This window comes from Desulfovibrio biadhensis (genome assembly GCF_055388615.1).
This window is the reverse complement of the sequence record NZ_AP042477.1, coordinates 4,132,822-4,155,091: the sequence shown is the minus strand read 5'-3', so window position 1 is coordinate 4,155,091 and position 22,270 is coordinate 4,132,822. Positions and strand designations below refer to the sequence as shown.

The 22,270-nt window shown below is 53.2% G+C and carries 24 protein-coding genes; all 24 read right to left on the bottom strand.

All coding sequences use genetic code 11. From position 1 onward, the window contains the following. Nucleotides 1-79: 79 nt before the first annotated feature. The gene (gene rpoD, locus ACZ5EH_RS17990) at nucleotides 80-1,843 is read right to left on the bottom strand and encodes an RNA polymerase sigma factor RpoD (protein WP_464275260.1); all 1,764 of its coding nucleotides are present in this window, start codon (nucleotides 1,841-1,843) and stop codon (nucleotides 80-82) included. Further along, nucleotides 1,836-3,587 carry a DNA primase gene (gene dnaG, locus ACZ5EH_RS17985; RefSeq protein ID WP_464275259.1) on the bottom strand — a complete coding sequence of 584 codons (1,752 nt, stop codon included), beginning with the start codon at nucleotides 3,585-3,587 and terminating at the stop codon, nucleotides 1,836-1,838. The genes rpoD and dnaG overlap by 8 nt, the downstream gene beginning before the upstream one ends. Continuing rightward, complete coding sequence (locus ACZ5EH_RS17980) at nucleotides 3,584-5,944, bottom strand: endonuclease MutS2 (RefSeq protein ID WP_464275258.1); 2,361 nt, start codon at nucleotides 5,942-5,944, stop codon at nucleotides 3,584-3,586. Before ACZ5EH_RS17980 ends, dnaG begins: the two co-directional genes overlap by 4 nt. Nucleotides 5,945-5,953: 9 nt before the next feature. Continuing rightward, complete coding sequence (locus ACZ5EH_RS17975) at nucleotides 5,954-6,406, bottom strand: GatB/YqeY domain-containing protein (protein ID WP_464275257.1); 453 nt, start codon at nucleotides 6,404-6,406, stop codon at nucleotides 5,954-5,956. Nucleotides 6,407-6,587: 181 nt separating this feature from the next. Beyond that, nucleotides 6,588-6,788, bottom strand: a complete 201-nt coding sequence (rpsU, locus tag ACZ5EH_RS17970) for a 30S ribosomal protein S21 (RefSeq protein ID WP_464275256.1) — start codon at nucleotides 6,786-6,788, stop codon at nucleotides 6,588-6,590. Between the two features lie 240 nt (nucleotides 6,789-7,028). Further along, a complete protein-coding gene (locus ACZ5EH_RS17965; RefSeq protein WP_464275255.1) occupies nucleotides 7,029-7,217 on the bottom strand; it encodes a hypothetical protein in 189 nt (62 codons plus the stop codon). Nucleotides 7,218-7,226: 9 nt separating this feature from the next. Then, on the bottom strand, nucleotides 7,227-7,499 hold the full coding sequence (locus tag ACZ5EH_RS17960; protein WP_464275254.1) for an HU family DNA-binding protein: 273 nt from the start codon (nucleotides 7,497-7,499) through the stop codon (nucleotides 7,227-7,229). A 162-nt stretch (nucleotides 7,500-7,661) separates the two neighbouring features. Beyond that, nucleotides 7,662-8,465, bottom strand: a complete 804-nt coding sequence (gene rsmA / locus ACZ5EH_RS17955; protein ID WP_464275253.1) for a 16S rRNA (adenine(1518)-N(6)/adenine(1519)-N(6))-dimethyltransferase RsmA — start codon at nucleotides 8,463-8,465, stop codon at nucleotides 7,662-7,664. After that, nucleotides 8,458-9,027: a DUF2062 domain-containing protein gene (locus tag ACZ5EH_RS17950; protein ID WP_464275252.1), complete on the bottom strand. Its 570-nt coding sequence runs from the start codon at nucleotides 9,025-9,027 to the stop codon at nucleotides 8,458-8,460. Before ACZ5EH_RS17950 ends, rsmA begins: the two co-directional genes overlap by 8 nt. A 6-nt stretch (nucleotides 9,028-9,033) precedes the next feature. Continuing rightward, the gene (gene fusA, locus ACZ5EH_RS17945) at nucleotides 9,034-11,082 is read right to left on the bottom strand and encodes an elongation factor G (RefSeq protein WP_464275251.1); all 2,049 of its coding nucleotides are present in this window, start codon (nucleotides 11,080-11,082) and stop codon (nucleotides 9,034-9,036) included. Then, complete coding sequence (locus ACZ5EH_RS17940) at nucleotides 11,079-11,801, bottom strand: hypothetical protein (protein ID WP_464275250.1); 723 nt, start codon at nucleotides 11,799-11,801, stop codon at nucleotides 11,079-11,081. The genes fusA and ACZ5EH_RS17940 overlap by 4 nt, the downstream gene beginning before the upstream one ends. A 331-nt stretch (nucleotides 11,802-12,132) precedes the next feature. Continuing rightward, the gene (locus ACZ5EH_RS17935) at nucleotides 12,133-12,861 is read right to left on the bottom strand and encodes an outer membrane protein assembly factor BamD (protein ID WP_464275249.1); all 729 of its coding nucleotides are present in this window, start codon (nucleotides 12,859-12,861) and stop codon (nucleotides 12,133-12,135) included. Continuing rightward, nucleotides 12,858-13,778, bottom strand: a complete 921-nt coding sequence (locus ACZ5EH_RS17930) for an NAD(P)/FAD-dependent oxidoreductase (RefSeq protein WP_464275248.1) — start codon at nucleotides 13,776-13,778, stop codon at nucleotides 12,858-12,860. The genes ACZ5EH_RS17935 and ACZ5EH_RS17930 overlap by 4 nt, the downstream gene beginning before the upstream one ends. Nucleotides 13,779-13,781: 3 nt before the next feature. Beyond that, nucleotides 13,782-14,102, bottom strand: coding sequence for a thioredoxin (gene trxA, locus ACZ5EH_RS17925; RefSeq protein WP_464275247.1), 321 nt, complete (start codon nucleotides 14,100-14,102; stop codon nucleotides 13,782-13,784). 403 nt (nucleotides 14,103-14,505) lie between these two features. After that, a complete protein-coding gene (gene tsaD / locus ACZ5EH_RS17920; RefSeq protein WP_464275246.1) occupies nucleotides 14,506-15,609 on the bottom strand; it encodes a tRNA (adenosine(37)-N6)-threonylcarbamoyltransferase complex transferase subunit TsaD in 1,104 nt (367 codons plus the stop codon). Between the two features lie 77 nt (nucleotides 15,610-15,686). Then, nucleotides 15,687-16,697: a class 1 fructose-bisphosphatase gene (gene fbp / locus ACZ5EH_RS17915; RefSeq protein ID WP_464278320.1), complete on the bottom strand. Its 1,011-nt coding sequence runs from the start codon at nucleotides 16,695-16,697 to the stop codon at nucleotides 15,687-15,689. Nucleotides 16,698-16,809: 112 nt separating this feature from the next. After that, a complete protein-coding gene (locus tag ACZ5EH_RS17910) occupies nucleotides 16,810-17,595 on the bottom strand; it encodes a hypothetical protein (protein ID WP_464275245.1) in 786 nt (261 codons plus the stop codon). Nucleotides 17,596-17,637: 42 nt separating this feature from the next. Continuing rightward, on the bottom strand, nucleotides 17,638-18,756 hold the full coding sequence (locus tag ACZ5EH_RS17905) for a tetratricopeptide repeat protein (protein WP_464275244.1): 1,119 nt from the start codon (nucleotides 18,754-18,756) through the stop codon (nucleotides 17,638-17,640). Continuing rightward, nucleotides 18,746-19,066 (bottom strand): FtsB family cell division protein, encoded by a 321-nt coding sequence (locus tag ACZ5EH_RS17900; RefSeq protein ID WP_464275243.1) that lies wholly within the window; start codon nucleotides 19,064-19,066, stop codon nucleotides 18,746-18,748. The genes ACZ5EH_RS17905 and ACZ5EH_RS17900 overlap by 11 nt, the downstream gene beginning before the upstream one ends. Before the next feature lie 6 nt (nucleotides 19,067-19,072). Beyond that, entirely contained in the window at nucleotides 19,073-19,348 is a 276-nt protein-coding gene (locus tag ACZ5EH_RS17895) for a hypothetical protein (protein WP_464275242.1), read from the bottom strand. Nucleotides 19,349-19,428: 80 nt separating this feature from the next. Continuing rightward, complete coding sequence (gene pgsA, locus ACZ5EH_RS17890) at nucleotides 19,429-20,004, bottom strand: CDP-diacylglycerol--glycerol-3-phosphate 3-phosphatidyltransferase (RefSeq protein WP_464275241.1); 576 nt, start codon at nucleotides 20,002-20,004, stop codon at nucleotides 19,429-19,431. After that, the gene (locus ACZ5EH_RS17885; RefSeq protein WP_464275240.1) at nucleotides 20,004-20,624 is read right to left on the bottom strand and encodes a lytic transglycosylase domain-containing protein; all 621 of its coding nucleotides are present in this window, start codon (nucleotides 20,622-20,624) and stop codon (nucleotides 20,004-20,006) included. The genes pgsA and ACZ5EH_RS17885 overlap by 1 nt, the downstream gene beginning before the upstream one ends. A gap of 57 nt (nucleotides 20,625-20,681) precedes the next feature. Further along, the gene (locus ACZ5EH_RS17880; protein WP_464275239.1) at nucleotides 20,682-21,569 is read right to left on the bottom strand and encodes a P-loop NTPase; all 888 of its coding nucleotides are present in this window, start codon (nucleotides 21,567-21,569) and stop codon (nucleotides 20,682-20,684) included. A 41-nt stretch (nucleotides 21,570-21,610) separates the two neighbouring features. Next, nucleotides 21,611-22,201, bottom strand: coding sequence for a YqaA family protein (locus ACZ5EH_RS17875; RefSeq protein WP_464275238.1), 591 nt, complete (start codon nucleotides 22,199-22,201; stop codon nucleotides 21,611-21,613). Nucleotides 22,202-22,270: the final 69 nt, after the last annotated feature.

Sequence of the window (22,270 nt, the reverse complement as noted above, 5' to 3'; positions counted from 1 at the left end):
GAAGGAGGAGGGGTAAAAACGCACAAAGCCGGCACAAGGCCGGCTTTGCGTTGGAAATCAGAAGATTGGGCACGTAGAATCAACTTTCGTAATAGGAGCGCAACGTCTGGCTACGGACAGGGTGGCGCAGCTTACGCAACGCCTTGGCCTCGATCTGCCTGATACGCTCACGCGTGACATTGAAGAGCTTGCCGACTTCTTCGAGAGTATGGTCCGACTTTTCGCCAATGCCAAAACGTTTGCGCAATACCTGCTCTTCCCTGGGGGTCAGGTCGGCAAGTACACTGGCAATCTGCTCGCCAAGCTTGGTGTTGACCACTTCCTCGGCGGGAGCAACGGCTTTCTTGTCCTCGATGAAATCTCCCAAGCTCGAATCCTCTTCGTCGCCGATGGGCGTTTCCAGAGAAATGGGCTCCTTGGCGATCTTGAGCACTTTCTTAACCTTTTCCAAAGGATAATCCATGCGCTCGGCGATCTCTTCAGGCGTCGGGTCGCGCCCCAATTCCTGCACCAGGTACCGGGAGGTACGAATAAGCTTGTTAATTGTCTCGATCATATGCACCGGGATACGGATGGTGCGAGCCTGATCGGCAATGGCGCGGGTAATGGCCTGGCGTATCCACCATGTAGCGTACGTGGAGAACTTGTAGCCACGCTGGTATTCGAACTTGTCCACCGCCTTCATCAGGCCGATGTTGCCTTCCTGGATCAGGTCCAGAAACTGCAACCCGCGGTTGGTGTATTTTTTGGCAATGCTCACTACCAGACGCAGGTTGGCGCGAATCAGTTCCTGCTTGGCGCGGGAGGCTGCGCGGCTGCCGTAGCGGATGCGCCAAAGCACTTCCTCCAGGTCCAGAACCTGATGACAACACTTCTCCTGCAGACGACTCAGGATTTCCATTTTACCGGAAATCATTTCCTTGAACGAAAAAAGCTCCTCAACAGTCAATCCCAGTTGGTCCGCAGCAAGAACAGGGCTAACTTCGCGGTTATCCAGCTGGTTGAAGAGCTCCTTGATTTCGATCTGGGTCTTGCCAGTGGAAAGAATATAGGCGGAAAGGTCGCGCTGGCAGTTGTGCATCTGCCGCACATAGTCGTTCACCGTCTCTATGATGCGGTCTATCAGCGTCTTCTCGAGCTTGATGTCGCGCAAACGGTTAACGATTTCTTCCTTGTAGCTCATAATATCCTTCTGGATGCCATACACGCGGCGGTCCAGGCGGGCGCATTCGTCGAGCCGCGCATACACCTTTTTCTTCTTGCGGTATATGGCCTTGATCTCATCCAGAAGGTAGATGACACGCTGGCGCTGGTTCATCTCGTCTTCGCTGGGGTCATCTTCTTCGATGGTCTTGACCACGTCTTTGAGCTTGATGCGGTTCTGCTTCAAGTCCTCACCAACGTTGACCAGTTCCTCGATGGCGACGGGAACTTCGACCAATGCCAGCAGCACTTCCATTTCACCGGATTCGATCTTTTTGGCGATGTAGACTTCACCTTCGCGGTCAAGAAGAGGAACTGCACCCATCTCTCGCAGGTACATGCGCACAGGATCAGTGCTGCGGGAGGAATAGTCAGCCGTGTCTTCGTCTTCTGTAAACGAGAGCTGGCTGCTGGAATCATCATCTTCCTGCGGCGAAATGCCCAGCTTCTTGACGTCCTTCTCAGAGTCCACAATGGCAATGTCGAGCTGATCGAAAATACCGATGATCTCTTCGATCTGCTCAGGCGTGTTGATCTCCGAAGGCAGGGCCTTGTTCACCTCATCAAAAGTGAGGAACCCATTCACCTTACCTTTGGCGATCAACGTCTTGATCTGTTGGATGTCCTTAACGTTACCCATTCTTCCTCCCTAGAGTCTCTTGCAGGGCGCGCAACAGTTCGAGATCATCACCCCCAGCGTCTGGCAGGCTGCGGCGGATCACCGCCTGTTTCTCTCGCATCTGTTCTAGCCCCAAAAAACTGCAAATCTCTTCCAACTCGGCCTGGGTGTCAGCGTCATCCGTGACGCACTCCATCCGTTGCTGGATGAAAAATCGTTTGGCATCATCTTCCAACAAAGGGAGCACATCGCCTCCCTTTGCCTGGCGCATGGCTTCCCACAGGGATTTGGCCCAGTTGCTTACCAGCAATCTGGCAGCGCCAGCCATGTCCAATTGCTCAAAATGCTGTGGGCAGCGTACGGCAAAACTCAAAATCTGGCGCTCGTGTTTGTCACGGACACCACTGCCCCCTCCGGGTTGCACTTTCCGTCGCTCGCTCCGTCGTCCCGGATAGCGTCCTTCAGGCCGTGGCGCCAGTTTCGGTGCAAGGCTTTCACGCATTTCGCTTTCAGCCAAACCAAGCCCTCCAGCCAGTTTCGGCAGATAAAACGAAAGCAGGGCGGGGTCGTCCAGTTCAGCCGTGAACGTCCGCGCCCACTCAAGGATTTCCTTGGGCGAAAGTGTATCGCGCACCGTGCGCATGCAGTATTCCAACCCTTCAGGGGCTTGTTCCATCAAGGCATCAAAAGCACCTTTTCCGGACTGCTGCAGCAGGCTGTCCACATCCTCTCCTTCAGGCATCAGCGCAACACGACAGGAAAGCCCACGAGTCATCAACATCTGTGCGCTCCGCAAGGCAGCCTTGCGGCCGGCCCTGTCCCCGTCAAAAAGGAGGTCCACCCTGGAACAAAAACCTGAAAGCCGCTTAATCTGCTCCTTGGTAAGAGCAGTTCCCAAAACACCACAGGCGTTGGTATAGCCGAACTTGTGCAACGTCAGCACATCAATGTACCCCTCGGTGAGCAGAGCATATCTGCTATGGGTGATCTCACGCCGGGCCTGGTAGAGCCCGTAGAGATGTTCACCTTTTTTGTACAAGGGTGTGTCACTGCTGTTGATGTATTTCGGCTCCTGATCCGATGTAATCACTCTGCCGCCAAATGCAATAACCTGACCCGAAAGATTGTGAATGGGAAACATCAACCGCCCTCTGAAGCGGTCATAGATGTTGCCCCTGTCGTTACGTGACAGCAAACCGGCTTGCAAAGCCTGCTCCTGGCTGACACCGCTCTGTTGCAGGTAGCGCAACAGGCCATCCCACCCTGGCTGGCTGTAGCCCAGTCCAAAAGAGCGCGCCAGTTCTGAATCCATGCCCCTGTTTTGCAAATAGTCCCGACAGGATTTGCCCTGTGGCGAATTCAAGTTATCGCGGTAGTGTTTCTGTGCACGGGCGTACATATCCATGCACAAGCGGCGGAAATCTTTTTCTTGCCTGGCGCGCTGCGCCTGGGGGCCGCTAAGGGGAGCCTTTTGCAAGGTGATGCCGGCTTCAGCAGCCAGTTGTTCAATGCCTTCGCGAAAATCAAGACCATTAATCTTGCAGTAGAAGTCGATGACATCGCCGTGTGCCTGACATCCGAAGCAGTAATAAAAACCCTCTTCTTCATTGACTGAAAAGGATGGTTTTGTCTCCTGGTGAAAAGGGCACGGCGCAACCCAACGCCCTCCGGCGGCGTTGCGCAGGTTCACATACCGCCTGACGACCTCCACGATGGAGAGCCGTGCTTTCAGCTCCCGCACACCGTCCATGCGGCCACCGCTCATTTCAATTCCACCAGAGTCATGCCGTCACCGCCCTGCTCTTCATTGCCAAGGCTGTAGTTCTCCACGGCCGGAAATCCTGACAAAAAGCGATGCACTTCGCGGCGGAGCGCTCCAGTGCCTTTGCCATGGATCACCTCAACCTGCCCAACATTTCCAAGCAAAGCCCTATCCAGAAAGCCTTCCAGCCGACTCACTGCCTCATCGGCACGGAGCCCGCGCAAATCCAGCCGCAAGCCTTCTGGGCGCGCGGCCTTGACTGTGGTCTGTCCGGGCTGCGGCGCAGTAGGAGCACCCGAGCTTTTGCTCTGAGCCAGACTATCCAGAGGCACCCACATGGAGACCCCTGAGATATCCACCTTTGCAGCCTTTTTCTTTGCGTCCAACTCTTCCACACGCCCTTTTTTATTCCAGGGGCGGTAGATGACTTCCAGACCGGGGGAGATATCCTCAAGGGCAACCTGCCCCCCTTGCTCACTTTTTTCCGCTGCGTCGGCAGCAGCCTCGGCCTGCAGCTTGCGACGCACCTCGGCCAACTCTTTCATGGCCTGCTTGTGCCCAGCCTTTTTGGCCTGCCAATCACGCATGATATTGCGGGATTCGCCCTCCAACTGATCCAAGAAGGAGCGGCGCTCCCGAACATAGCGGTCTTCGAGCTTTGCACGCTTTTCAGCCAGCTTTTGACGCTCTTCGGACAGCTTGCGTAATTCCTTATCCCTGGCGGCGGCAAGTTCGTTAAGTTTCTCAATCAAGGTGCTGGTGTCGGAACCATCCAACAGCATATAATTTTCGGCCTTGCGCAAAACATCTTCTGGCAGGCCATGCTCCCGGGCTACATCCAGGGCCAGACTCAAGCCCACCTGGTCAAAAGCCAGACGGAACAAGGGGCGCTTCGTCTGGGGATCAAAAAGCACCGAAGCGGCACGAATGTCTTCACGAGCCAATGCATAGGCCTTGAGCGCGGGAAAATGCGTTGCAGCCGCAACATGCGCGCCCTTCTCCAACAGGCCGTCCAACACGGCCTGAGCCAACGCAGCCCCTTGGGAGGGGTCGGTGCCGGCGCCGAATTCATCCAGGATGCAGAGTGCCTTATCGTCCACATGCTCCCACATGGTGGCCAGCTTGTGGATTTGCGCCGTGAAAGTGCTCACCGAGTCTTCCAGGCTTTGTTCATCTCCCAGAAAAACAAAAATGGAACGCCACCCGGGTAAGGTGCTTCCTTCAGCAACAGGAACAGGCAACCCGCTGGCAGCCATGGCGGCGAGAAGGCCCAGCGTCTTCAAGGTAACAGTCTTGCCGCCGGCGTTTCCGCCGCTGATGACCAACCCCTGCTGCGGGGGGTGCAACTCCATGTCCAAAGGCACCACAGAATGTGACGCCTTCTTTTTATCATTTTCCGAACTGGAGCCTTTTTTGCGTGCAGCCAGCTCCAACAAGGGGTGCCGCGCTCCTCGCAAGGATAGCGGCAATCCAGCGTCATAATCCACAGGTCGGGCGTCAAGACTTTCGGCAAAGCCAATCTTGGCCAGCAGCACGTCCACCCCTACCAGGGCGGAGTACGCTCCTGTAACGCCGTCCAGCTCCTGGCGGACCATGGCGGTGATATCAAGCAGAACCTGGCGTTCAGCTTCACGCTCTTCCTGCTTCAGCTCCTGAAGCGTATTGTTCAGATCCACCAGAAAAAGGGGCTCAAAATAACAGGTCTCCCCTGTCTGGGAATAATCGTGAATAACGCCCTGCAATCGTCCCTTGAAATTTGTGCGCAGGGGCAGGACATAGCGATCAGATGAAATGGTCATGAAATCATCCTGGAGATACTCCCCCAGGTTGTGCTTCATGACAAAATCCTTTGCTTTCCTGGTGCATTGCTGATGAATACGCCTGATTTCCTGGCGTGCGGAAAGCAGTTCTGGCGAACTTTGCTCCCGCATTGATCCGTCGTCCGCAATGCAACGCTTGAGCATGGACCAGACTTTTGCAGGCCAGGAACTGGCGTGCAGGTTCTCCGCAAGAAGAGGCCAGCGTTCCGCGGCGTCTCCCTCCATGCTGTCCAGAACATCACGGGTCAGCAACAGGACATGCTTTAACGCAACAAGCGCATCGAGATCCAAGAAGCCGTGTTCACGCTCCAGGATATCAAAAAGACCGTCGAGTGGCGGGAAATCTCCCAGACGAATTTTGGCCAGCCCGCTCCAGTCCTTTGCCTGACGAAAAAGCTCGCTTTCCCGCGTAGCAAGCGCGTTATCCGCCAAAGGCGCAAGAGAGAGACAGGCCTCGCGGCCTGGTTCAGATGCGGCATGCGCCCCCAAGGCTTGCAGGACCTTGGGAAACTCCAGCAACGATAGGGTTCTGGAATCCATGTGATCGCTTTAGGAAGCTAAACGGGCCCGGACCAAGGCGCTGACGGCTTTGCCGTCGACCTGGCCCTTGAATTGCTGCATGACGTCTTGCATCACGCGACTCATATCCTTCATGGAGCTGGCGCCGGTCTCCGCGATGATGCGGTCCACGGCTTGCTCAAGCTCCTCCTCGGAAAGCTGCTCCGGCAGGTAGCGCTCCAAAATGACAAGCTCGGCCTTTTCCTTTTCAACGAGGTCGTCACGACCGGCCTTATTGAATTCGGTAATGGAGTCGTTGCGCTGCTTGGCTTCTTTGAGCAAAATCTCCATGGCGTCTTCGTCCGTAAGAGGTCTGCGCAAATCCTTTTCGCGCATTGTCAAAGCAGCCTTCAGCATGCGCAAGGTACCCAGCGTTTGCTGGTCTTTAGCCTTGAGCGCTGTCTTGAAATCATTCGCAATATCAGAAAGGAGGCTCTGGGTCATATTGGCATCCCTGAGGGGGTTGGGAAAGGTTGCGGGGATCGAGCTCTCCACGGCAAAAAGCGCCGGCCGGGACAAAGTGCATCCCGACCGACGCGAACATGCATTTTACGCGACGGCTCCGCTGCCAAAGGCCATGGTGCTCGTAAGCATACGCAGCCTCCAAATGGCGCCGGAATACCGGCTACATGAGGTTCATCTTGCGCATTTTCTTCATCAGCCGCTTGCGTGCTGCAGCTTTCTTCTTCTTACGCATTACGCTGGGCTTTTCATAATGCTGCCGTTTCTTCAGCTCAGAAAGAATACCGGCTTTTTCCACCTGCTTCTTGAAACGACGCAGTGCGACGTCAAAATGGTCGCTTTCATCCAAGTATACGCCTGGCAAACGAATCACCTCCCTTTACCGGCATAGCGTTCATGTCGCCGGCAGATCAAAGAAGACTAATATATATTTTCAAAAACTAATGCAAGACAAAAAAGAGTCAATAGGACCGGAAACTTGCCAAAAAACAAGTTCGGAACAGGTGGGCATGCGCCTGACAGAGATGTCAAGTATTTATGAGTGGCGCATATGAAAAGGCCCATCCCCTTCATAAAAAGGATGGGCCTTTTTCACTCACATTACTCAGTGATGGCCGTTATCGTGACCCTTTGAGCAGTAAGTCTGACGAAGAGACTGCAGAATCACAACGGCAACCCCTGTGCCAACAATGCCGAGCACGAGGTAAAGAACGCCCATGAACACAAAATGATCAGGCATCCACCAGGGAATATCCCAGGGCAGCACACTATGGATGGTTTCTCCGTGCAGCATAGTATACCTCTACTTAACAGCGTCTTTCAGCAGCTTGCCAGGGCGAAATTTCACAACCTTGGATTCAGGAATGTTGATCTCCTGACCAGTGCGGGGATTGCGGCCCTTACGCGCCTTGCGGGTTTCAACGGCAAAAGTACCGAAGCCGGTCAGCATCAGCTTGCCGTCCTTTACAAGAGTATCCTCAACCGCATCCAGAAATGCGTTCAGAGAACGTTCAGCATTCGCTTTGGTCAGCCCAGCCTTCTCAGCAATTTTCACCACCAACTCAGCCTTGGTCATCAGCCATCTCCTCCTCTATTATGGTATGGCGGAACGCCCTTGCAGGTCGTTCTCGCAACTCGCCGCAACATCTTGTCGCAACATCGGACGCGTGACACAAACGTCCCCGGAGCGTCATGCGCGAAATCAATAGGTTCCTAAAACCTGATTTTCTACCAGAAGTCAAGCAGGAATGCCGAATTCCAAGCGTTTTGCCAGCTCGTTGAAGACCTCGACGCTCAATTCCTCAGGTCGCTCTTTTCCTGAAAGTCCCATTGATTCCAAAACATTACCAACATGGCCGCCAAGGGGTCGCAAAATACCGCCAAGCTGCTTGCGGCGTTTCTGAAAACATAGATGGAGAAACCGTGACAATACCTGAGAATCGTGCGCCAACGCACGTTTTCGGGGCACCATGACCACGACGCCGGAATCCACTTTTGGACGTGGGCGAAATACCTGTGGACCAACCATGAAGGCTGTCTTTACTTCACAAAAACTCTGTACCCACACACCAAGCGCCCCATAAAGCTTGTTACCAGGGGGAGCTGCCAGCCTGCGCGCCACCTCTTTCTGGATCATGAACACCCCCCGCGAGAAGGCGCGGGATGCAGCCATATCCCAAAGCATGGGGGATGCGACATTATACGGCAGATTGCCCACCACTTTCCATGGAGGATTCTGCCCGAGCCGGTTCCAATCCATGGTCAACGCGTCTGCCAACGCCACAGACAAAGTGGTATGCCTGCGTGGTAATTCAAAGGCCCAGTGGCGGTCTTTTTCTATGGCGCACAAAGCAGCACAAGGCAGTTCGGCCAACCAGCGTGTCAAAGCCCCCTGACCAGGGCCTATCTCCAGCACCTTGTCCTGGGCGTCCACCTCAAGCAAGTCAACTATCTTGCGGGCAATATTTGCATCCGCAAGAAAATGCTGGCCAAGGCTTTTTTTTGCGGGTGGGATTATATTCTTTCTTGAATCACTATGCATTGTCACGCTTTTGCAACAGTTTCATGGCACGCCGCCTGCGGTAACCAAGCACCAGATTTCGAGTCACAAAATACATGATTATGGCGCTGGGAACACCGAGAACAACACCTCCCACACTCATGACGGCGACAAGCCGCCAGCCTTGATCCACCAGCTCCATCAATTTCAGGTGATGCGGGTCGAAATGCACGCGCTCGAAAGGCAGCACCCAAATGCCTACCATATAGAGCATGGTATAGAAAGGAATCAGATTCAAGACGTTCGAAATAAACGTACAGGAAAAGGCTGCGATTTTGTTGGCCCTGAATATGAACGCCAACGTCAGCACAACTATGGATTGAAAAGGAATGATGGGAAGAAAGCCGACAAAAATACCAAAGGCAGCGCCCAATGCTATGGAATGGGCTGAAGTCTTGAGCCTGAGTATTTTTAAAAAGTTAAACCTGACAAGTCGACCTAGCCGAGCCCATATACCGCCATTTCCGGCTCCATTATACGACGATTGGGGTTTGATACTGAACAATTGCCGGAGTTTGTATCTCCCCCCCTTGAATTTACTCACTGAATATCACTCCAATACGTCAAAGCGGGCAAAAGTGAGCATCATGCCTGCGCGTCCCTGCGTTGCAGAACGCAGATCAGTTGAAAACCCGAAAAGACTACGCATTGGCGCCAGGGCTTTTACTGTTTTTTGCCCAGCGCGATCAAGAATATTTTCCACCTTGGCACCCTTGCTGCCCAGAAGGCTTATGGCGTCGCCCACAAATTCCTCTGGCAAAGAGATTTCAACCCACATGATGGGTTCGAGCAATTGCGGCCTTGCCTCATGCAAGGCCTGTTTGAGAGCTGCCACAGCAGCCATGTGATAGCCCGCCGGGGTGCTTTCCCCTTCTTTGCGTTCAAGACCAGTAATACGCACTTTCATATCACGCACGGGGCACCCTTTCAGGACTCCGCTCTGCAAACTGTCGTTTATTCCCTGGGCCACAGCATCCAGCCAGGCTGTCGGCCAGGTTTCCTGATCAACAGCAAACTGAACTTCGATACCGCTATCACGCCGCAGAGGCTCCACCTCCAGATGAACACGACCATAATGCATCTGTTCGCCAAGTTCGCGATGGAATTCGCCCTCTCCTTTGGCGGGAACACTGATGGTTTCGTGAAAAACGACCTGAGGATTCCCCACGCGTGGCGAAACATTATATTCACGGCGCAGTCGCTCGAGAACGACCTCAAGATGCAGTTCCCCCATACCGGAAAGAACATGCTGCCCTGTGTCTTCATCCACCTGGAAAAAGAGCGTCGGGTCCTCCTGAACTGCCTTGTCCAAGACCTCCACAAGCTTATCGCCTTCAGCCGTGTTACGCGGCTCCAGGGCAAGAGAAATAACGGGTTTATAGGCTTCTATGGATTCCAGCAGAATCGGGGCTGCACGTGTTGTTAACGTATCCCCTGTGCGCGCATGTTTCAGCCCTGCCAGGGCAACTATATCACCCGCCAAGGCGTGTTCGGTCTTTTCTTTCTGCCCTGCATGAAGATGGAATATCCGCGCTACGCGCTCATCTTCGTCACGTGTCAGGTTGTAGACCTGCTGTCCCGCCTCTATCGCCCCCGCATAGACCCTGGCAAGCACAAGCTTGCGACCGGTCTCCATGCTGATTTTGAATACAAGGGCGGCAAGCGAATCATCCGGTACAGGCTCTATGCTGCGAGTTTCCTTGGTTTTTGGGTCCACCCCATGCGCCCTGGCAGCATCAAGCGGGCTTGGCAGATAGAGATTCACGGCGTCCATAAGGGGCTGAACCCCGATATTTTTGAGGGCCGAACCAGCAAACACAGGCACGATGCGGAAACTGCAGGTAGCCTTACGTATGGCGGCTTCAAGCATGTCCGTCGAGATTTCCTCACCACCGAGATAACTTTCCAGAAGGGCGTCGTCCCCCTCAGCCAGGGTTTCGAGGAGTTTTTCACGCCAAGGTTCGGCATAGGCGGTCTCTTCCTCATTGAGAGGAAAGGCTTCGAAACTGCGCCCCATGTTTTTTTCATCGAACTGCAGGCGCTGCATACGTATGAGGTCTATTGTGCCTTTCAGCTCCTGCCCCTGGCCCAAAGGAATATGCACAGGGAGAGGGCTAGCCTTTAGCTTATCCCGCATAGCTTGCAGCACGGCCTCGAAATCCGCGCCCATACGATCCAATTTGTTTATAAAAGCAAGCTTGGGAATGCGAAATTTTTCTGACTGGCGCCATACGGTCTCAGATTGGGGTTCTACGCCCCCAACTGCACAAAACACGCCTACAGCTCCGTCCAACACCCGCAAGGAGCGCTCTACCTCTATGGTGAAGTCCACATGGCCGGGCGTATCGATAATGTTGATGGTGTTGCCTTTCCACAGGCATGTGGTGCACGCCGAAGTTATGGTAATGCCACGCTCTTGTTCTTCGGGCATATAGTCCATGGTGGCCATGCCCTCATGCACCTCGCCCATGCGGTGTATTTTCTCGGTATAATAGAGAATTCGCTCAGTTAGCGTGGTTTTGCCCGCATCAATATGCGCAATGATTCCGATATTGCGAAGTTTTTCAATGTACTTTTTGGGATAGGCTTTTTTGCTCATGCTTGCTCCTCATCAAAGGGGGGCTGGTGAGCGTCTTCCCCGGCGTTTTCCAAAATTGGTCGGGAGACCCCTGCTGCAAAACGTACAAAGATATCAGGAGAAAGGCCAGGCCAGAGCCAGCAACCTTCTTCTCCTTCACCTAATGCGAGACACCCGTGCTCCAACACTTCTTTGTGCATGGTGCGGGGAGCAAAAGCCCACGCGTAATGCCTCGCCAAAAAAGCCCCCCTGTCTGGTGTAGCAAGGGCCAGGGTCTGTGGCAAAACCCCATTGAACACTGCAAGTCCGGAATACGATTCTGGAGCATGGCAGCGAATAACTGCATCCGGTTGGGCCCACGTCAGCGCTTCCATATCCCACTCGATTTCCTCGGGATAGACGCCAATTTCCCCCGACCATCCGGAACGCCACAAATTGCAATGCGGCGCCTCCGCCAAATGCAACAGCACATCTCGTCTGATTAACGCAACGGGCTGCGGCATGATTATTAGGCCCGGACCGTGCAAAGCCTGTTCAGGGGCTACAAGATGCAACAACAGTTCATTAAGGGCGCGCTGCCCAAGCTGAGCACACTGCTCCACACCAGCCAGTTCAATACCGGCAAGCATGGCATGCGGCCAGGGGGACTTGGAGGGAGCTGCACGGACGATGAGTACGTCCTGCACCCCCGCCAGCAGAGGCGGTAATATGGCAGCCAGACTACGTGGCCCCGACGCCATGCTCCCGTCCAAAATGACAAGACTCCACGACATGGGGCGCGTAGAAAAAAGACTATGGTATGCTTGGGAATGAATGGTCTCAACGCACCTGGAACCGGTGTCACTTTGCCCGTAAACGGAGTGCAACTGAGCAATACACGTCTTGAGCCATGAACGTTCAACAGCAGAGACACGCTCATAAGCACGTTGAAGGGCGGTATCGCTAACGAACCGCCCTTCTATCCATTGTGGGAAAATGCTGTCCTTCATGGTCATAGGCCCAATAATATACAGAGAGCGGCGCTAGCCTAATAATTTGAGGCTAGCGCTCCCCGGAAGACCCGAAGGAAAATCAGAGCCACTCGAACCAGTCTTTCCAGGTGCCCTCGCGTGTTTCACGCGCTTCCTGCGATTGTTCTGTCTGGTCTTTGAGATAAGCCATGTCGGCACGCGCCTGGGCATACTTCTTGACTTCTTCGAGGTCAGAGAAATTATCCACGACGTACTGATAACGGTGCCAGGCAGGACCATACTGCCCTGTTCGCCAATAGAAATCGGCAACGAACAGTTCGCGATCGGCAAGAATACGCCGACACTTGTCAATGTATTCTATTGCCGCTTCCGCGTACTCAGTTTCAGGATAGGCCTCACGCAATCTGTAAAGATATTGCAAACCTTCTGAAACCTCATTCTGCGGACGGTCGACAGCGGTAAAGCCTTTGTAAGCGGACACGCCAATCTGGAAGAGGACATAAGGTGTTTCCTCATGCCGGGGGTGCATGGATTCGAAGTCCATGTAAGCCTGCATGGCCAACTTGTAGTCTTCGTCCAGATAATAGGCGTCTGCAAGGGATAACTCAGCCTGGGTCGTATAGGGGCTGAATGGGAAACGGTCCCTGAGCTTGGTGAAATACTCGATCGCCGTGTAATAGTCCTTTTCTTCCATGGACATTACACCGAGTTCGTAAAGCTCCTGGGCGGTGTCTTCCGGTACAGGAAGAAAGAAGTAGTCGATGACGCCGCAGCCCGATGCACTGACGAGCATTAGGCACATCGAAAGGATAACAAGGATACGCTTCATGAATGTCGTTCCAAATAAAGAAATGCCGTGTTGGCGGCGGTGGCGCCATCCCCCACTGCCGTAGAAACCTGCCTGCAAAGCTTGGAGCGTATATCGCCGGCAGCAAAAATCCCCGGCAGATTTGTACGCATTTCCGTGTCCGTGATGACGAAGCCGTCCTCATCCACTTCGAGCTCTTCGGGAAAAAAGCCGGATTGCGGCATGAAGCCAATAAACACAAACAATCCGTCCAGTTCAATCTCTCGATTGGTACCTGTAGCGCAATTCTCAACCACTACGCCCGTCAGGTTATCCTTTCCCTTGATTTCCGAGATGGTGTGGCCAAGGACGAGTTCGATCTTCGGATGAGAACGAACCTTTTCGTCGTAGCATTGACACCCCCGAAACTGCTCTCTGCGGTGGATGAGGTACAGCTTTTTAACCAGTTTGGTCAAGTAAAGCGATTCCTCGAGAGCGGCGTTGCCGCCACCAACGACTGCGACAACCTGATCACGGAAAAAATTCCCGTCACACAGGGCGCAATATGAGACACCACGCCCTGTAAGTTCACGCTCATTGGGCAACCCGAGATGACGATATTGCGCGCCACTGCAAACAATCACAGTCTTGGCTTCTACCCAGGTATCGCCAAGCTGCAGCAGGTTCTTGCCCGGGGAGGGTTTGAACGCCAGAACTTCCTCTGTATAGCGATCCACATCGAATTCATCGAGGTGGGCGGCAAAGAGGTCTGACAATTCATACCCTTTGAGTCCTTTGGGGAACCCGGGGTAGTTGTCAATAGTTTCGGTCATCAAGACCTGCCCTCCGGGGGAGAGCTTTTCCACCAGCGCCGTTTTGGCGCCGGAACGCAAGAGATAGAGGGCGGCCGTTAAACCTGCCGGGCCGCCCCCTATTACTACACTATCGTAGACCTTCATGAATTACAGAACTTTTTGGGTAATGAGTTCTTTGATGCTGCTTTTGGAAACAGCGCCAGTAACCTGCTCCACAACCTCGCCCCCTTTGAACAGGATCAGCGTAGGAAGGGCACGGATGCCATACTTGCTGGGCGAAGAAGGGTTCTCATCAACATTCATTTTGGAGATCTTCACTTGCCCGGTGTATTCCTGGGAAAGTTCATCGATCACAGGCCCCATGGCCCTGCAGGGACCGCACCAGGGTGCCCAGAAATCGACCAGAACCGGTAGATCACACTTCAAGACTTCCTCTTCGAAGTTGCTGTCTGTCACTTCCAATGCCATGGGATTCTCCTCTTCTATTCAGTTTCGCATGGTTCTGCAGCTGATACACCCGGCAAGCTGGAAAATGTACCAGCGCTGCCAACCGGTGCCTGCATCGCGCTCTACCTTTAACCGAGTAATGGATTCAAGTTGTGCGCTCACCCTGCAATCATGCGAATCTATTGTTGCGCAGCATGACTGTCAAGGGCGCAGGCAATTTCAGCTCAGGCTCCATTCAGTTGATTTGGAACGTTTTACACGTTCCCGGGTTTCCAGAAACAATTGCTTCGGAGTCCTGCTCACACTGCGCTTGCACCCGAAGCAGCACAAAACACAGATCGCCCTGACCAGCACACGGAAACCTCGTGCACCAACAAGCCTCATGAACCAGGGCGTTCAATTCTAGAGAATAATTATTACAGCATCACCTTTTCAGACGCAAGTGTTCCAAGGGAATCATATCATCAGGCACTTTTCGCCCCCTTGGAATGGCTTCAAGGTCAAGGCCGTGCCCCCGGCCGGCCTTGGCTGCACACTCCCCTGCAAAAGCAACCATGGCGGCATTGTCTGTACACAGGGGCAAAGAAGGAAGAAAAAGCTCAAGACCATGGTCAGAAGCCACTTTGGCCATGGATTTGCGGAGCATGCTGTTTGCAGCTACGCCCCCTGCTACAATAAGCGAAACCACCTGGCCTGTTCGTTTCAGAGCCCGTTCGACCTTGACCCGCAAAGTGTCCACGACACTGTAGTTCAAGGAGGCGCAAAAATTAGCCAGTTCCTGCAACCTGACATCAGTGGCGCATCTGGATGCCAAGACATCGGGCTCTTCCAGTTCCTCCACAGTGAGTTTGAGGTCCTGGCGCTCCTGCATGGCCAGAGAAACCGCCGTTTTCAAACCGCTGAAGCTGAAATCCAGATTCTGGTTATCCAGGTACGGACGGGGAAAGCGGCTGGTATCTACCGTTCCTGCTCGGGCCAGGGCATCCACATAACGCCCTCCTGGATAAGGGAGTCCCATCAGGCGCGCACTTTTGTCCAAGGCTTCGCCTGCGGCATCATCAAGGGTCCGGCCAAGTCGTGTGAACGCGACTGGATCTTCAATAAGATACACATGGGTGTGCCCTCCGGAGACTAAGAGCCCCAAAGCAGGAAAAGACAGTTTCCGTTCCAGCCCCGGCGCCAAAAGATGGGCATGCAGATGATCAACACCTATCAGATCCGCAGCACAGCCGAGAGCCAATCCCTTGGCAAAACCCAGCCCCGTCAACAGGCTGCCAAGAAGGCCCGGACCTCGGGCAACTGCGATCACGTCCAACTCCGCTGGTAAAAGCCCATGTTCGGCCATCAACTGGTCGAAAAGCGGCGCCAGAATTCGATAGTGTTCGCGTGAGGCTATTTCCGGAACAACCCCACCGAAAAGCGCATGCATTGGCGCCTGCGTCGAAAGCGCCTGCCCCAGCATTTTACCATCACGCACCAGGGCCAGGGCGGTTTCGTCACAGGATGTCTCGATACCGAGAGTCAACATAACAGGTAGATGAATTAGGGGTAAGAGACAGAGAGACGCAGATCACTCTGGCTGCGCCTCTCTGTTTTTGATTACGTTCAGGAATTGTCGCGATAAATCTCAGCGACTTTACGGACGTCATTTTCCGAGCCCATGAACAAGGGGACACGCATGTGCAATGTCGTAGGCTCGATGTCGAGAATACGATTCTTACCATCAATGGCAAGTCCGCCGGCTTGTTCAGCGACCATGGCCAAGGGCGATGCCTCACACAAATAACGCAGCTTGCCGTGTGGATCCACCCTGTCACGATAATCCAGAGGGTACATGAAAATGCCCCCCTTCAGTATGGTCCGGTGAAAATCCCCCACCAACGAGCCGATGTATCTTTGGGAATAAGGGCGACCAATGGCGTTTTCAGAGCCGGTAAAGTAATCTACTACCTTACGGGTGGCTTCATCCCAGTAATGCCGGTACCCCATGTTCACGGAGAAAATCTTACCCTGCTTGGGGATGGAGATATTGGGGTGTGAAAGCAGAAACTCACCAACGCTGGGATCCATTGTAAAACCATGAACGCCCTCGCCGGTGGTGTATACCAGCATGGTGGAAGTGCCGTAGAGGAAGTACCCTGCGCCCACCTGATGCACACCGCTCTGGAGCACATCCTGAAGGGTGACCTCGGTATCCACCGGGGTTGTTCTGCGCAGAATGGAGAAAATAGTGCCAATGTTCGTGTTGACGTCAATATTGGAAGAGCCGTCGAGAGGATCGAAAATGAGGATATAATCCCCTTTCTGAAAATCTTCCGGCACAAGGATGAGGTCAGCGTTCTCTTCTGAAGCCATGGCGCAAAGGACGCCGGCTCGCTCCATCCGGTGAATGATGATGCTGTTGGCGTATTCATCCAACTTCATCACTCTCTCACCTTGAACGTTGATGTCACCGGTAAAACCGAGGACGTCGACAAGGCCAGCCTTGTTCACTTCCCGGGAAACGATCTTGGCCGCGAGGATGAGATCGTTCATGAGTGAAGTGAACCGGCCTGTGGCGCCTCTGGCCAGTTTTTGATGGTAGAGCATGTGCTCGGTAACGGTAATCTGGCCCAAGGGCATATCGAACTGCCTCCTTATCTTCAGGCGATTCTTTCTATCCAGGCCACGTCATGGACTTGGCGCAGCCGCAAATGCGGGGGCATCCCGCTCTCCGATCAGGCGCGTCCTATTCCGAAGCCGGCTGCTCCAAAGGCTCGGCCAGGGCGGCGTAAATAATATAATAAAATCCCAAGTGCCTGGCTATCCAATAGTATTCTCCCCTGGAACCCTCATAGCCACCAAATTCCCGGTCAGCCAGGATTTCTTCCCAGGGAAGCTGCGCCATGGCCTGTGCATCCTGATCGTATTTTCCTGGCCACAGCACGTCATCCTGGCTGAGAAGGATCAGTTCGTCAGGGTTGGGGCAATACGGCAAAAGCTTGCGTGGGTCGAAGTGCACCACAATAAGGCCTTGCCATTCGTTGTTCTCAAAATACGGGTTGGCCAGATAAATCTCCGGGCCAAGCGGCGTATTGACAGCAGTGGCGCGCATTTTGTGATCTTCCCAAGCTTCCCCCCATTCAAAGAACGGCGAAAGATCGTGCTGCTTCATGCTTTCCTGAGGATAACGGAACCGAACGCCACCGGCGATGTCGGTTATCATCACGCCACTGATCCACTGATACTGGGTGAACAGAGTCTTGAACCAATCTTCCTTGGGCAGACCGTCTGTCCCTTCCAAATACCTGCGCAAAGCATTGATATTGACGTCCACAGGCTTGAATAAATTGGCAAGACGCAATTGCCCTTCGTCGAGATCGTCAAAATCGAGATCGACTTCAGGCATGGGGACGATATATTCCCGGTAGAGTTGTTTTGTTTCCTTAGTTGTTTCGTGAACCGTGCTGCATCCCGTCACAAATACGAACAAAAGAAGTACAACCAATAAGAACTTTATGCGTGAGAGTTCCAAGGAACCCCTCCCTTATAATGTCATTTGCACTGGCCCTGCAGCTTAATGGGCGGCCTTTGCTTCCAGCCGCGAAGCGAGGGCTTCTAGCGCGCTAATGAGTTTCGTCTTACTTTTCAGGCCCTTGGACTCCACCTTTTGGGGAGAGGGCGAACCTTTTTTGACCTTACCGCCTGCACTGCCAGGTTTTTCCTGGGAAAGTCTGCGCATATCATTGGCTAAATCTTCGAGCTCTTTTCGCGTCGCTTCGTCCGGCGCAATGATAATCAGCTCGCGATAGATGTCCAGGGCGCCATCGTAGTCGCCCTGCTCTGCCAAAAGATCTGCCATGGTTTTGGTACGCAGAGAAAATGTTTCTTCATCCCCCTCGTCGTACTCTTCCTCGTCCTCCTGCCGTTCGTCTTCTTTCTCATCGCCAGCCTCTTGAATCTCTTTCATGGTAGAGGCGGCGCCTTCGATTTCATCAGAATCCAGGTCTGCGTCAGCCACCGCGGCTTCAATATTTTCCAGGCTACGATTGCTGACGGGGCCATCATCACCCGTATCTTCCAGTGCCTCCGGGCGGTCATCGTGGTCCAGCGGCAGTGCGTCCGCGGCATCGACCATGTCATCCTGTTCGCCCGTATCGTCTGTATCTTCGTCTTCTTCCAGTTCTTGATCATCGTCTTCCGTAATTTCTGTTCGGACAACGGAAAGCCGAGATTTGGCAACAGCTTCAACACCGGTAAGGCGTGGCTTGGCCGATGCTTGCTGCTCCCCCAACAGAGATTTGAGACCATATTCGATGATCTTGGCCCAACTGATTGTTTTGCCGGAAAAATAAGCTGCCAATAAGCGCATTGCCAGGGCAGGATCGTAACCGTCCTTTTCCTGTGCGAGCTGACGGGCCCAAGACTCCCAAAAAGCAGGGTATTCGCCAAAACCCGAGGCAATATCCTCGACAATTTCATCGAGTTCCTCGGTCTTATCCAGATGAGCAAGCACCTCAACCAGCAAAAGCTTGGCCTCGACAAACTCAGGATGCCGCAGCAGGCCTTGCTGCAGCGTTTTGAAGGCCTCCTGGTATTGCTCGTTCTCAATAAAGAGCTTGGCCAAGGGAAAAAACACCTTGGACTGAGGCTCGATTTCGAGAACTTCCCTATACCAATTGATTTTACTCTTCATCTGGGCCGGCTCCGGCAGCGTTTTCTTCGACAATGCCACTAAAGTCGTAGAGTATCTCGTTATCTTTGACGAGATTCATCTGCTCACGGATCATTTTTTCGATATAGCCGCTATCCTCTTGTAAAAGACGAATATCCTGGCTGAGAGTCTGTGTTTTGCTCTGGAGTTCTTCTATGCGTCTTTCCATTTCGCCGTATCGCTTGCGCATTTCCAGGTAACCGAAAAGACCCTGGTCACTGAGCAGGATACGGTAGAGAAACAATAGGTTCAGCAAAATAATCAGCCCCAGCAGGAGGCGGTTCCAGACCATGTATTCCTAATGCAATTGTTGGCGTTTTGCCGCATCCCCAGGCACCATGGCGAGGGGAAGCTTGAGTTCATCGAGAAAGTTCGAAGTGGCAAGCTCAATGCGTAAAACATCATCTTCCTGGAGAGAGACGTCCTCCAATTTTTCGATGAACGAACGCAAGGTAGCATAGTCCTTCAACAGAACATGCCCCATTTCCAATTGTTCAAGAGCTGGCTCAAGTTCCAGAATTGTCTGCAGGCAATTCTTGAGACGTAATTGCAGACTCATAGTTTCTTCAAGCATTCCGGATTATCCTTGGCATCTTATTTTTCACGGTCGGCAACATCGCCCGCACCGCTGTAAAAACCTGCAGCCGTCTCTCTTTACGACGATTCCTTGACGGCTTCCGAAGAGTTTTTCATAAAATTGTAGAAATAATTTCCACCGGAAAATACTGTCATTCCTAAGGCAATGTAAAGCATTATCTGCCCAAAGCCTGCGACATCAATACCCCAGAGGGGGAAATGCAAAATAAGAGGGCAAAGAGCAATTATCTGTAGAATGGTCTTGATCTTGCCATAACGGTCTGCAGCCAGCACCGTACCTTTCTCTACAGCCATTGCGCGCAGCCCGGTGACAACAAGTTCTCGCCCGACAATAAGGATGACAACCCATGCTGGAGCCCAGGAGTGACCAGCAGCATCACGCTGATATACGAGCATGATAAGTACTGAGCTTATAAGGATTTTGTCTGCCAGCGGATCGAGAAATTTCCCGAAGCTGCTGACCATATTGAACCTGCGAGCAACGATGCCATCTATCATATCTGTCAAACAAGCCAGCATGAACAATACCATGGCAATAAAGCAGGTGGCCCGTGTGGGCCAATAAAGCAGCGCTATAAGAACGGGCACGATGATCACGCGCGTTAGCGTGATTTTGTCGGCAAGATTTAGCATCAGGTTCCGGCCTTCATTCTCCTGTAGCGAGCGAGCACTTTCTTGACGTACGCCTGGGTTTCAGGGAAAGGCGGGATACCGCCATACTGCTCCACCCTGCCCGGGCCTGCATTATATGCAGCCAGGGCCAGCTGCACGCTGCCAAAGCGCTCCAGCATCTTTTTAAGATAACGCACTCCAGCCTTCACGTTTTCATCCGGATCAAAGGAATCCTTCACACCCAAATCTTTCTGCGTTGCAGGCATTATTTGCATCAGCCCCTCGGCCCCGGCAGAGGAGACTGCGCCTGCGTTATAACCGGATTCGACTTCAATCACAGCCTGCACCAGATAGGAGTCAATTCCATATCGTTTTCCGTGCTTTCTTGCCAATTGTATGATTTTATCCCGCCCCAGTCCAGGATGGGAGCGCATAATATCACGGAAAACCATAAATACCCTGTACCCCTTGGCCAGGGAACGCCTGTTCGTGAAATGGTAAACGCCTTGATCATCTTGTTTATAATAGATGACAGTCTTGGCGTTTACTGCAACTGGAGCCAGCAACGAAACGCAAAATGCCAGCCCCAATGCAAGGGGCGCGATCCTCGAAAGCGCACATAAGCAGTTATTGAGCAGCATGTCAGCCCACCTCCTAGCTTGCGGCGCTTGCGGGGGCGCCCCCCTGCGTCACGCCGTTCAGGATTTATCGCTGGCAGCCGCCTCCAAACTGTCCCTTGCCTCCGCGTCTACGAGCTTGGCCACCTCAAGCAAGGCCTTCTTGGCCGGGGTGTCTTCCTCGAGCAACACGATGGGCTGTCCGATATCGCCAGCCACCACAGTGGCGGGGTCCAGAGGAACGGCGCCGAGAAACCGAAGTCCATATTTCTTAGCAAGCTCCATGCCACCGCCTTTTTTAAACAAAGAAATCTCACCCTGGCAGTGCGGACAAATGAGACCGCTCATATTCTCCACAACCCCGAGAACATTGGCCTGCGCGTATTGCAGGAAATTGATGGCCTTACGCACATCGGCCAAAGAAATCTCCTGCGGTGTCGTGACTATCACGCACAGTGCGTCGGGAATGGTCTTCAGCACCGTCATATGTTCGTCGCCCGTGCCCGGAGGAGAATCGATAACCAGGAAGTCCAACTCACCCCAGTTCACATCCGCAACAAACTGCCTGATGGCCGAATGCTTCATGGGGCCACGCCAAAGCACGGCCTGGTCCTGATCCTTAAGCAATGAATCCATGGAAACGGCCATGAGGTTGTCGTTGTAGCGTTTGGGGTCAATGGTTTTCCCGCGTCCACCTTCAAGACCGCCTGAAAGACCGAGAAGTTTGGGCACGCTGGGGCCATGAATGTCTACATCCATGATGCCCACTTTGTGCCCCATGGTGCTCAGTGCGGCAGCAAGGTTCACAGCCACGGAACTTTTTCCAACGCCCCCTTTGCCACTCATGACAAAGAGTTTGAAGCGAATTTTGTCCAGGGCATCCTTGATCAACTGGTCTTGCAGCAGTGTACTTGCGCTTTTTTTGTTGTCACCACTGCCACCGCCGCAGGAAGTGCAGGAATCACTCATGATTATATCCTCTCAATATATCGCGCCGTACATGGTCGGCGCTATTTGATGAATTTAATGGCAGCAAACCCCAAGATCACCAAAATCGTAGTAACCAAAACAACGAGGTTGAATCTTCGCTCCAGAAAAAAACGCACCCGTTCGCCAAAAAGATAAATGAGGCTGGCGATGACGAAAAACCGCAGCCCTCTGCTCAACGTGGAGGCGATGATGAAGATCAGAAAATTGATCTTGAAGGCCCCCGCCGTGAGTGTGCACAACTTATAAGGAATGGGGGTGAGACCAGCCACGGCAACGGCCCAAGCGCTGTATTTCTCATACCACTCCTGCACCACGATGTATTTGTCCATCAGCCCATAAAAGTTCACAATGGGCATGCCCAACATGTCCATGAAATAGAAGCCGATGTAATACCCGAGAATACCCCCTGCCAAAGAAAACAGCAGACAATAGGCAGCCAGGCGAAAAGCGCGTTTCCTGTTTGCCAGTGCCATGGGGATGAGCAGCAGATCCGGCGGGACAGGAAAAAAGATGGACTCGGTAAAGGAGACACCTGCCAACACAGCCGTAGCCCCTTTGGAGTCGGCCATGTTCCAGAGTTTGTCCATCCATGCGTTGTAAAAGCGCTTCATATCACCTCAAAATTTTGGGAAGCTAAAAGAGTTACTGGCAACACGCAGCAGCAATGCCACAGACCGGCT

What these genes read in the sequence shown, in the direction of transcription:
- rpoD (WP_464275260.1), bottom strand. Translation starts at nt 1,843, where the DNA reads ATGGGTAACGTTAAGGACATCCAACAGATCAAGACGTTGATCGCCAAA.
- dnaG (WP_464275259.1), bottom strand. Translation starts at nt 3,587, where the DNA reads ATGAGCGGTGGCCGCATGGACGGTGTGCGGGAGCTGAAAGCACGGCTC.
- ACZ5EH_RS17980 (WP_464275258.1), bottom strand. Translation starts at nt 5,944, where the DNA reads ATGGATTCCAGAACCCTATCGTTGCTGGAGTTTCCCAAGGTCCTGCAA.
- ACZ5EH_RS17975 (WP_464275257.1), bottom strand. Translation starts at nt 6,406, where the DNA reads ATGACCCAGAGCCTCCTTTCTGATATTGCGAATGATTTCAAGACAGCG.
- ACZ5EH_RS17965 (WP_464275255.1), bottom strand. Translation starts at nt 7,217, where the DNA reads ATGCTGCACGGAGAAACCATCCATAGTGTGCTGCCCTGGGATATTCCC.
- ACZ5EH_RS17960 (WP_464275254.1), bottom strand. Translation starts at nt 7,499, where the DNA reads ATGACCAAGGCTGAGTTGGTGGTGAAAATTGCTGAGAAGGCTGGGCTG.
- rsmA (WP_464275253.1), bottom strand. Translation starts at nt 8,465, where the DNA reads ATGCATAGTGATTCAAGAAAGAATATAATCCCACCCGCAAAAAAAAGC.
- fusA (WP_464275251.1), bottom strand. Translation starts at nt 11,082, where the DNA reads ATGAGCAAAAAAGCCTATCCCAAAAAGTACATTGAAAAACTTCGCAAT.
- ACZ5EH_RS17940 (WP_464275250.1), bottom strand. Translation starts at nt 11,801, where the DNA reads ATGGCGTCGGGGCCACGTAGTCTGGCTGCCATATTACCGCCTCTGCTG.
- ACZ5EH_RS17935 (WP_464275249.1), bottom strand. Translation starts at nt 12,861, where the DNA reads ATGAAGCGTATCCTTGTTATCCTTTCGATGTGCCTAATGCTCGTCAGT.
- ACZ5EH_RS17930 (WP_464275248.1), bottom strand. Translation starts at nt 13,778, where the DNA reads ATGAAGGTCTACGATAGTGTAGTAATAGGGGGCGGCCCGGCAGGTTTA.
- trxA (WP_464275247.1), bottom strand. Translation starts at nt 14,102, where the DNA reads ATGGCATTGGAAGTGACAGACAGCAACTTCGAAGAGGAAGTCTTGAAG.
- tsaD (WP_464275246.1), bottom strand. Translation starts at nt 15,609, where the DNA reads ATGTTGACTCTCGGTATCGAGACATCCTGTGACGAAACCGCCCTGGCC.
- ACZ5EH_RS17905 (WP_464275244.1), bottom strand. Translation starts at nt 18,756, where the DNA reads ATGAAGAGTAAAATCAATTGGTATAGGGAAGTTCTCGAAATCGAGCCT.
- ACZ5EH_RS17900 (WP_464275243.1), bottom strand. Translation starts at nt 19,066, where the DNA reads ATGGTCTGGAACCGCCTCCTGCTGGGGCTGATTATTTTGCTGAACCTA.
- ACZ5EH_RS17895 (WP_464275242.1), bottom strand. Translation starts at nt 19,348, where the DNA reads ATGCTTGAAGAAACTATGAGTCTGCAATTACGTCTCAAGAATTGCCTG.
- pgsA (WP_464275241.1), bottom strand. Translation starts at nt 20,004, where the DNA reads ATGCTAAATCTTGCCGACAAAATCACGCTAACGCGCGTGATCATCGTG.
- ACZ5EH_RS17885 (WP_464275240.1), bottom strand. Translation starts at nt 20,624, where the DNA reads ATGCTGCTCAATAACTGCTTATGTGCGCTTTCGAGGATCGCGCCCCTT.
- ACZ5EH_RS17880 (WP_464275239.1), bottom strand. Translation starts at nt 21,569, where the DNA reads ATGAGTGATTCCTGCACTTCCTGCGGCGGTGGCAGTGGTGACAACAAA.
- ACZ5EH_RS17875 (WP_464275238.1), bottom strand. Translation starts at nt 22,201, where the DNA reads ATGAAGCGCTTTTACAACGCATGGATGGACAAACTCTGGAACATGGCC.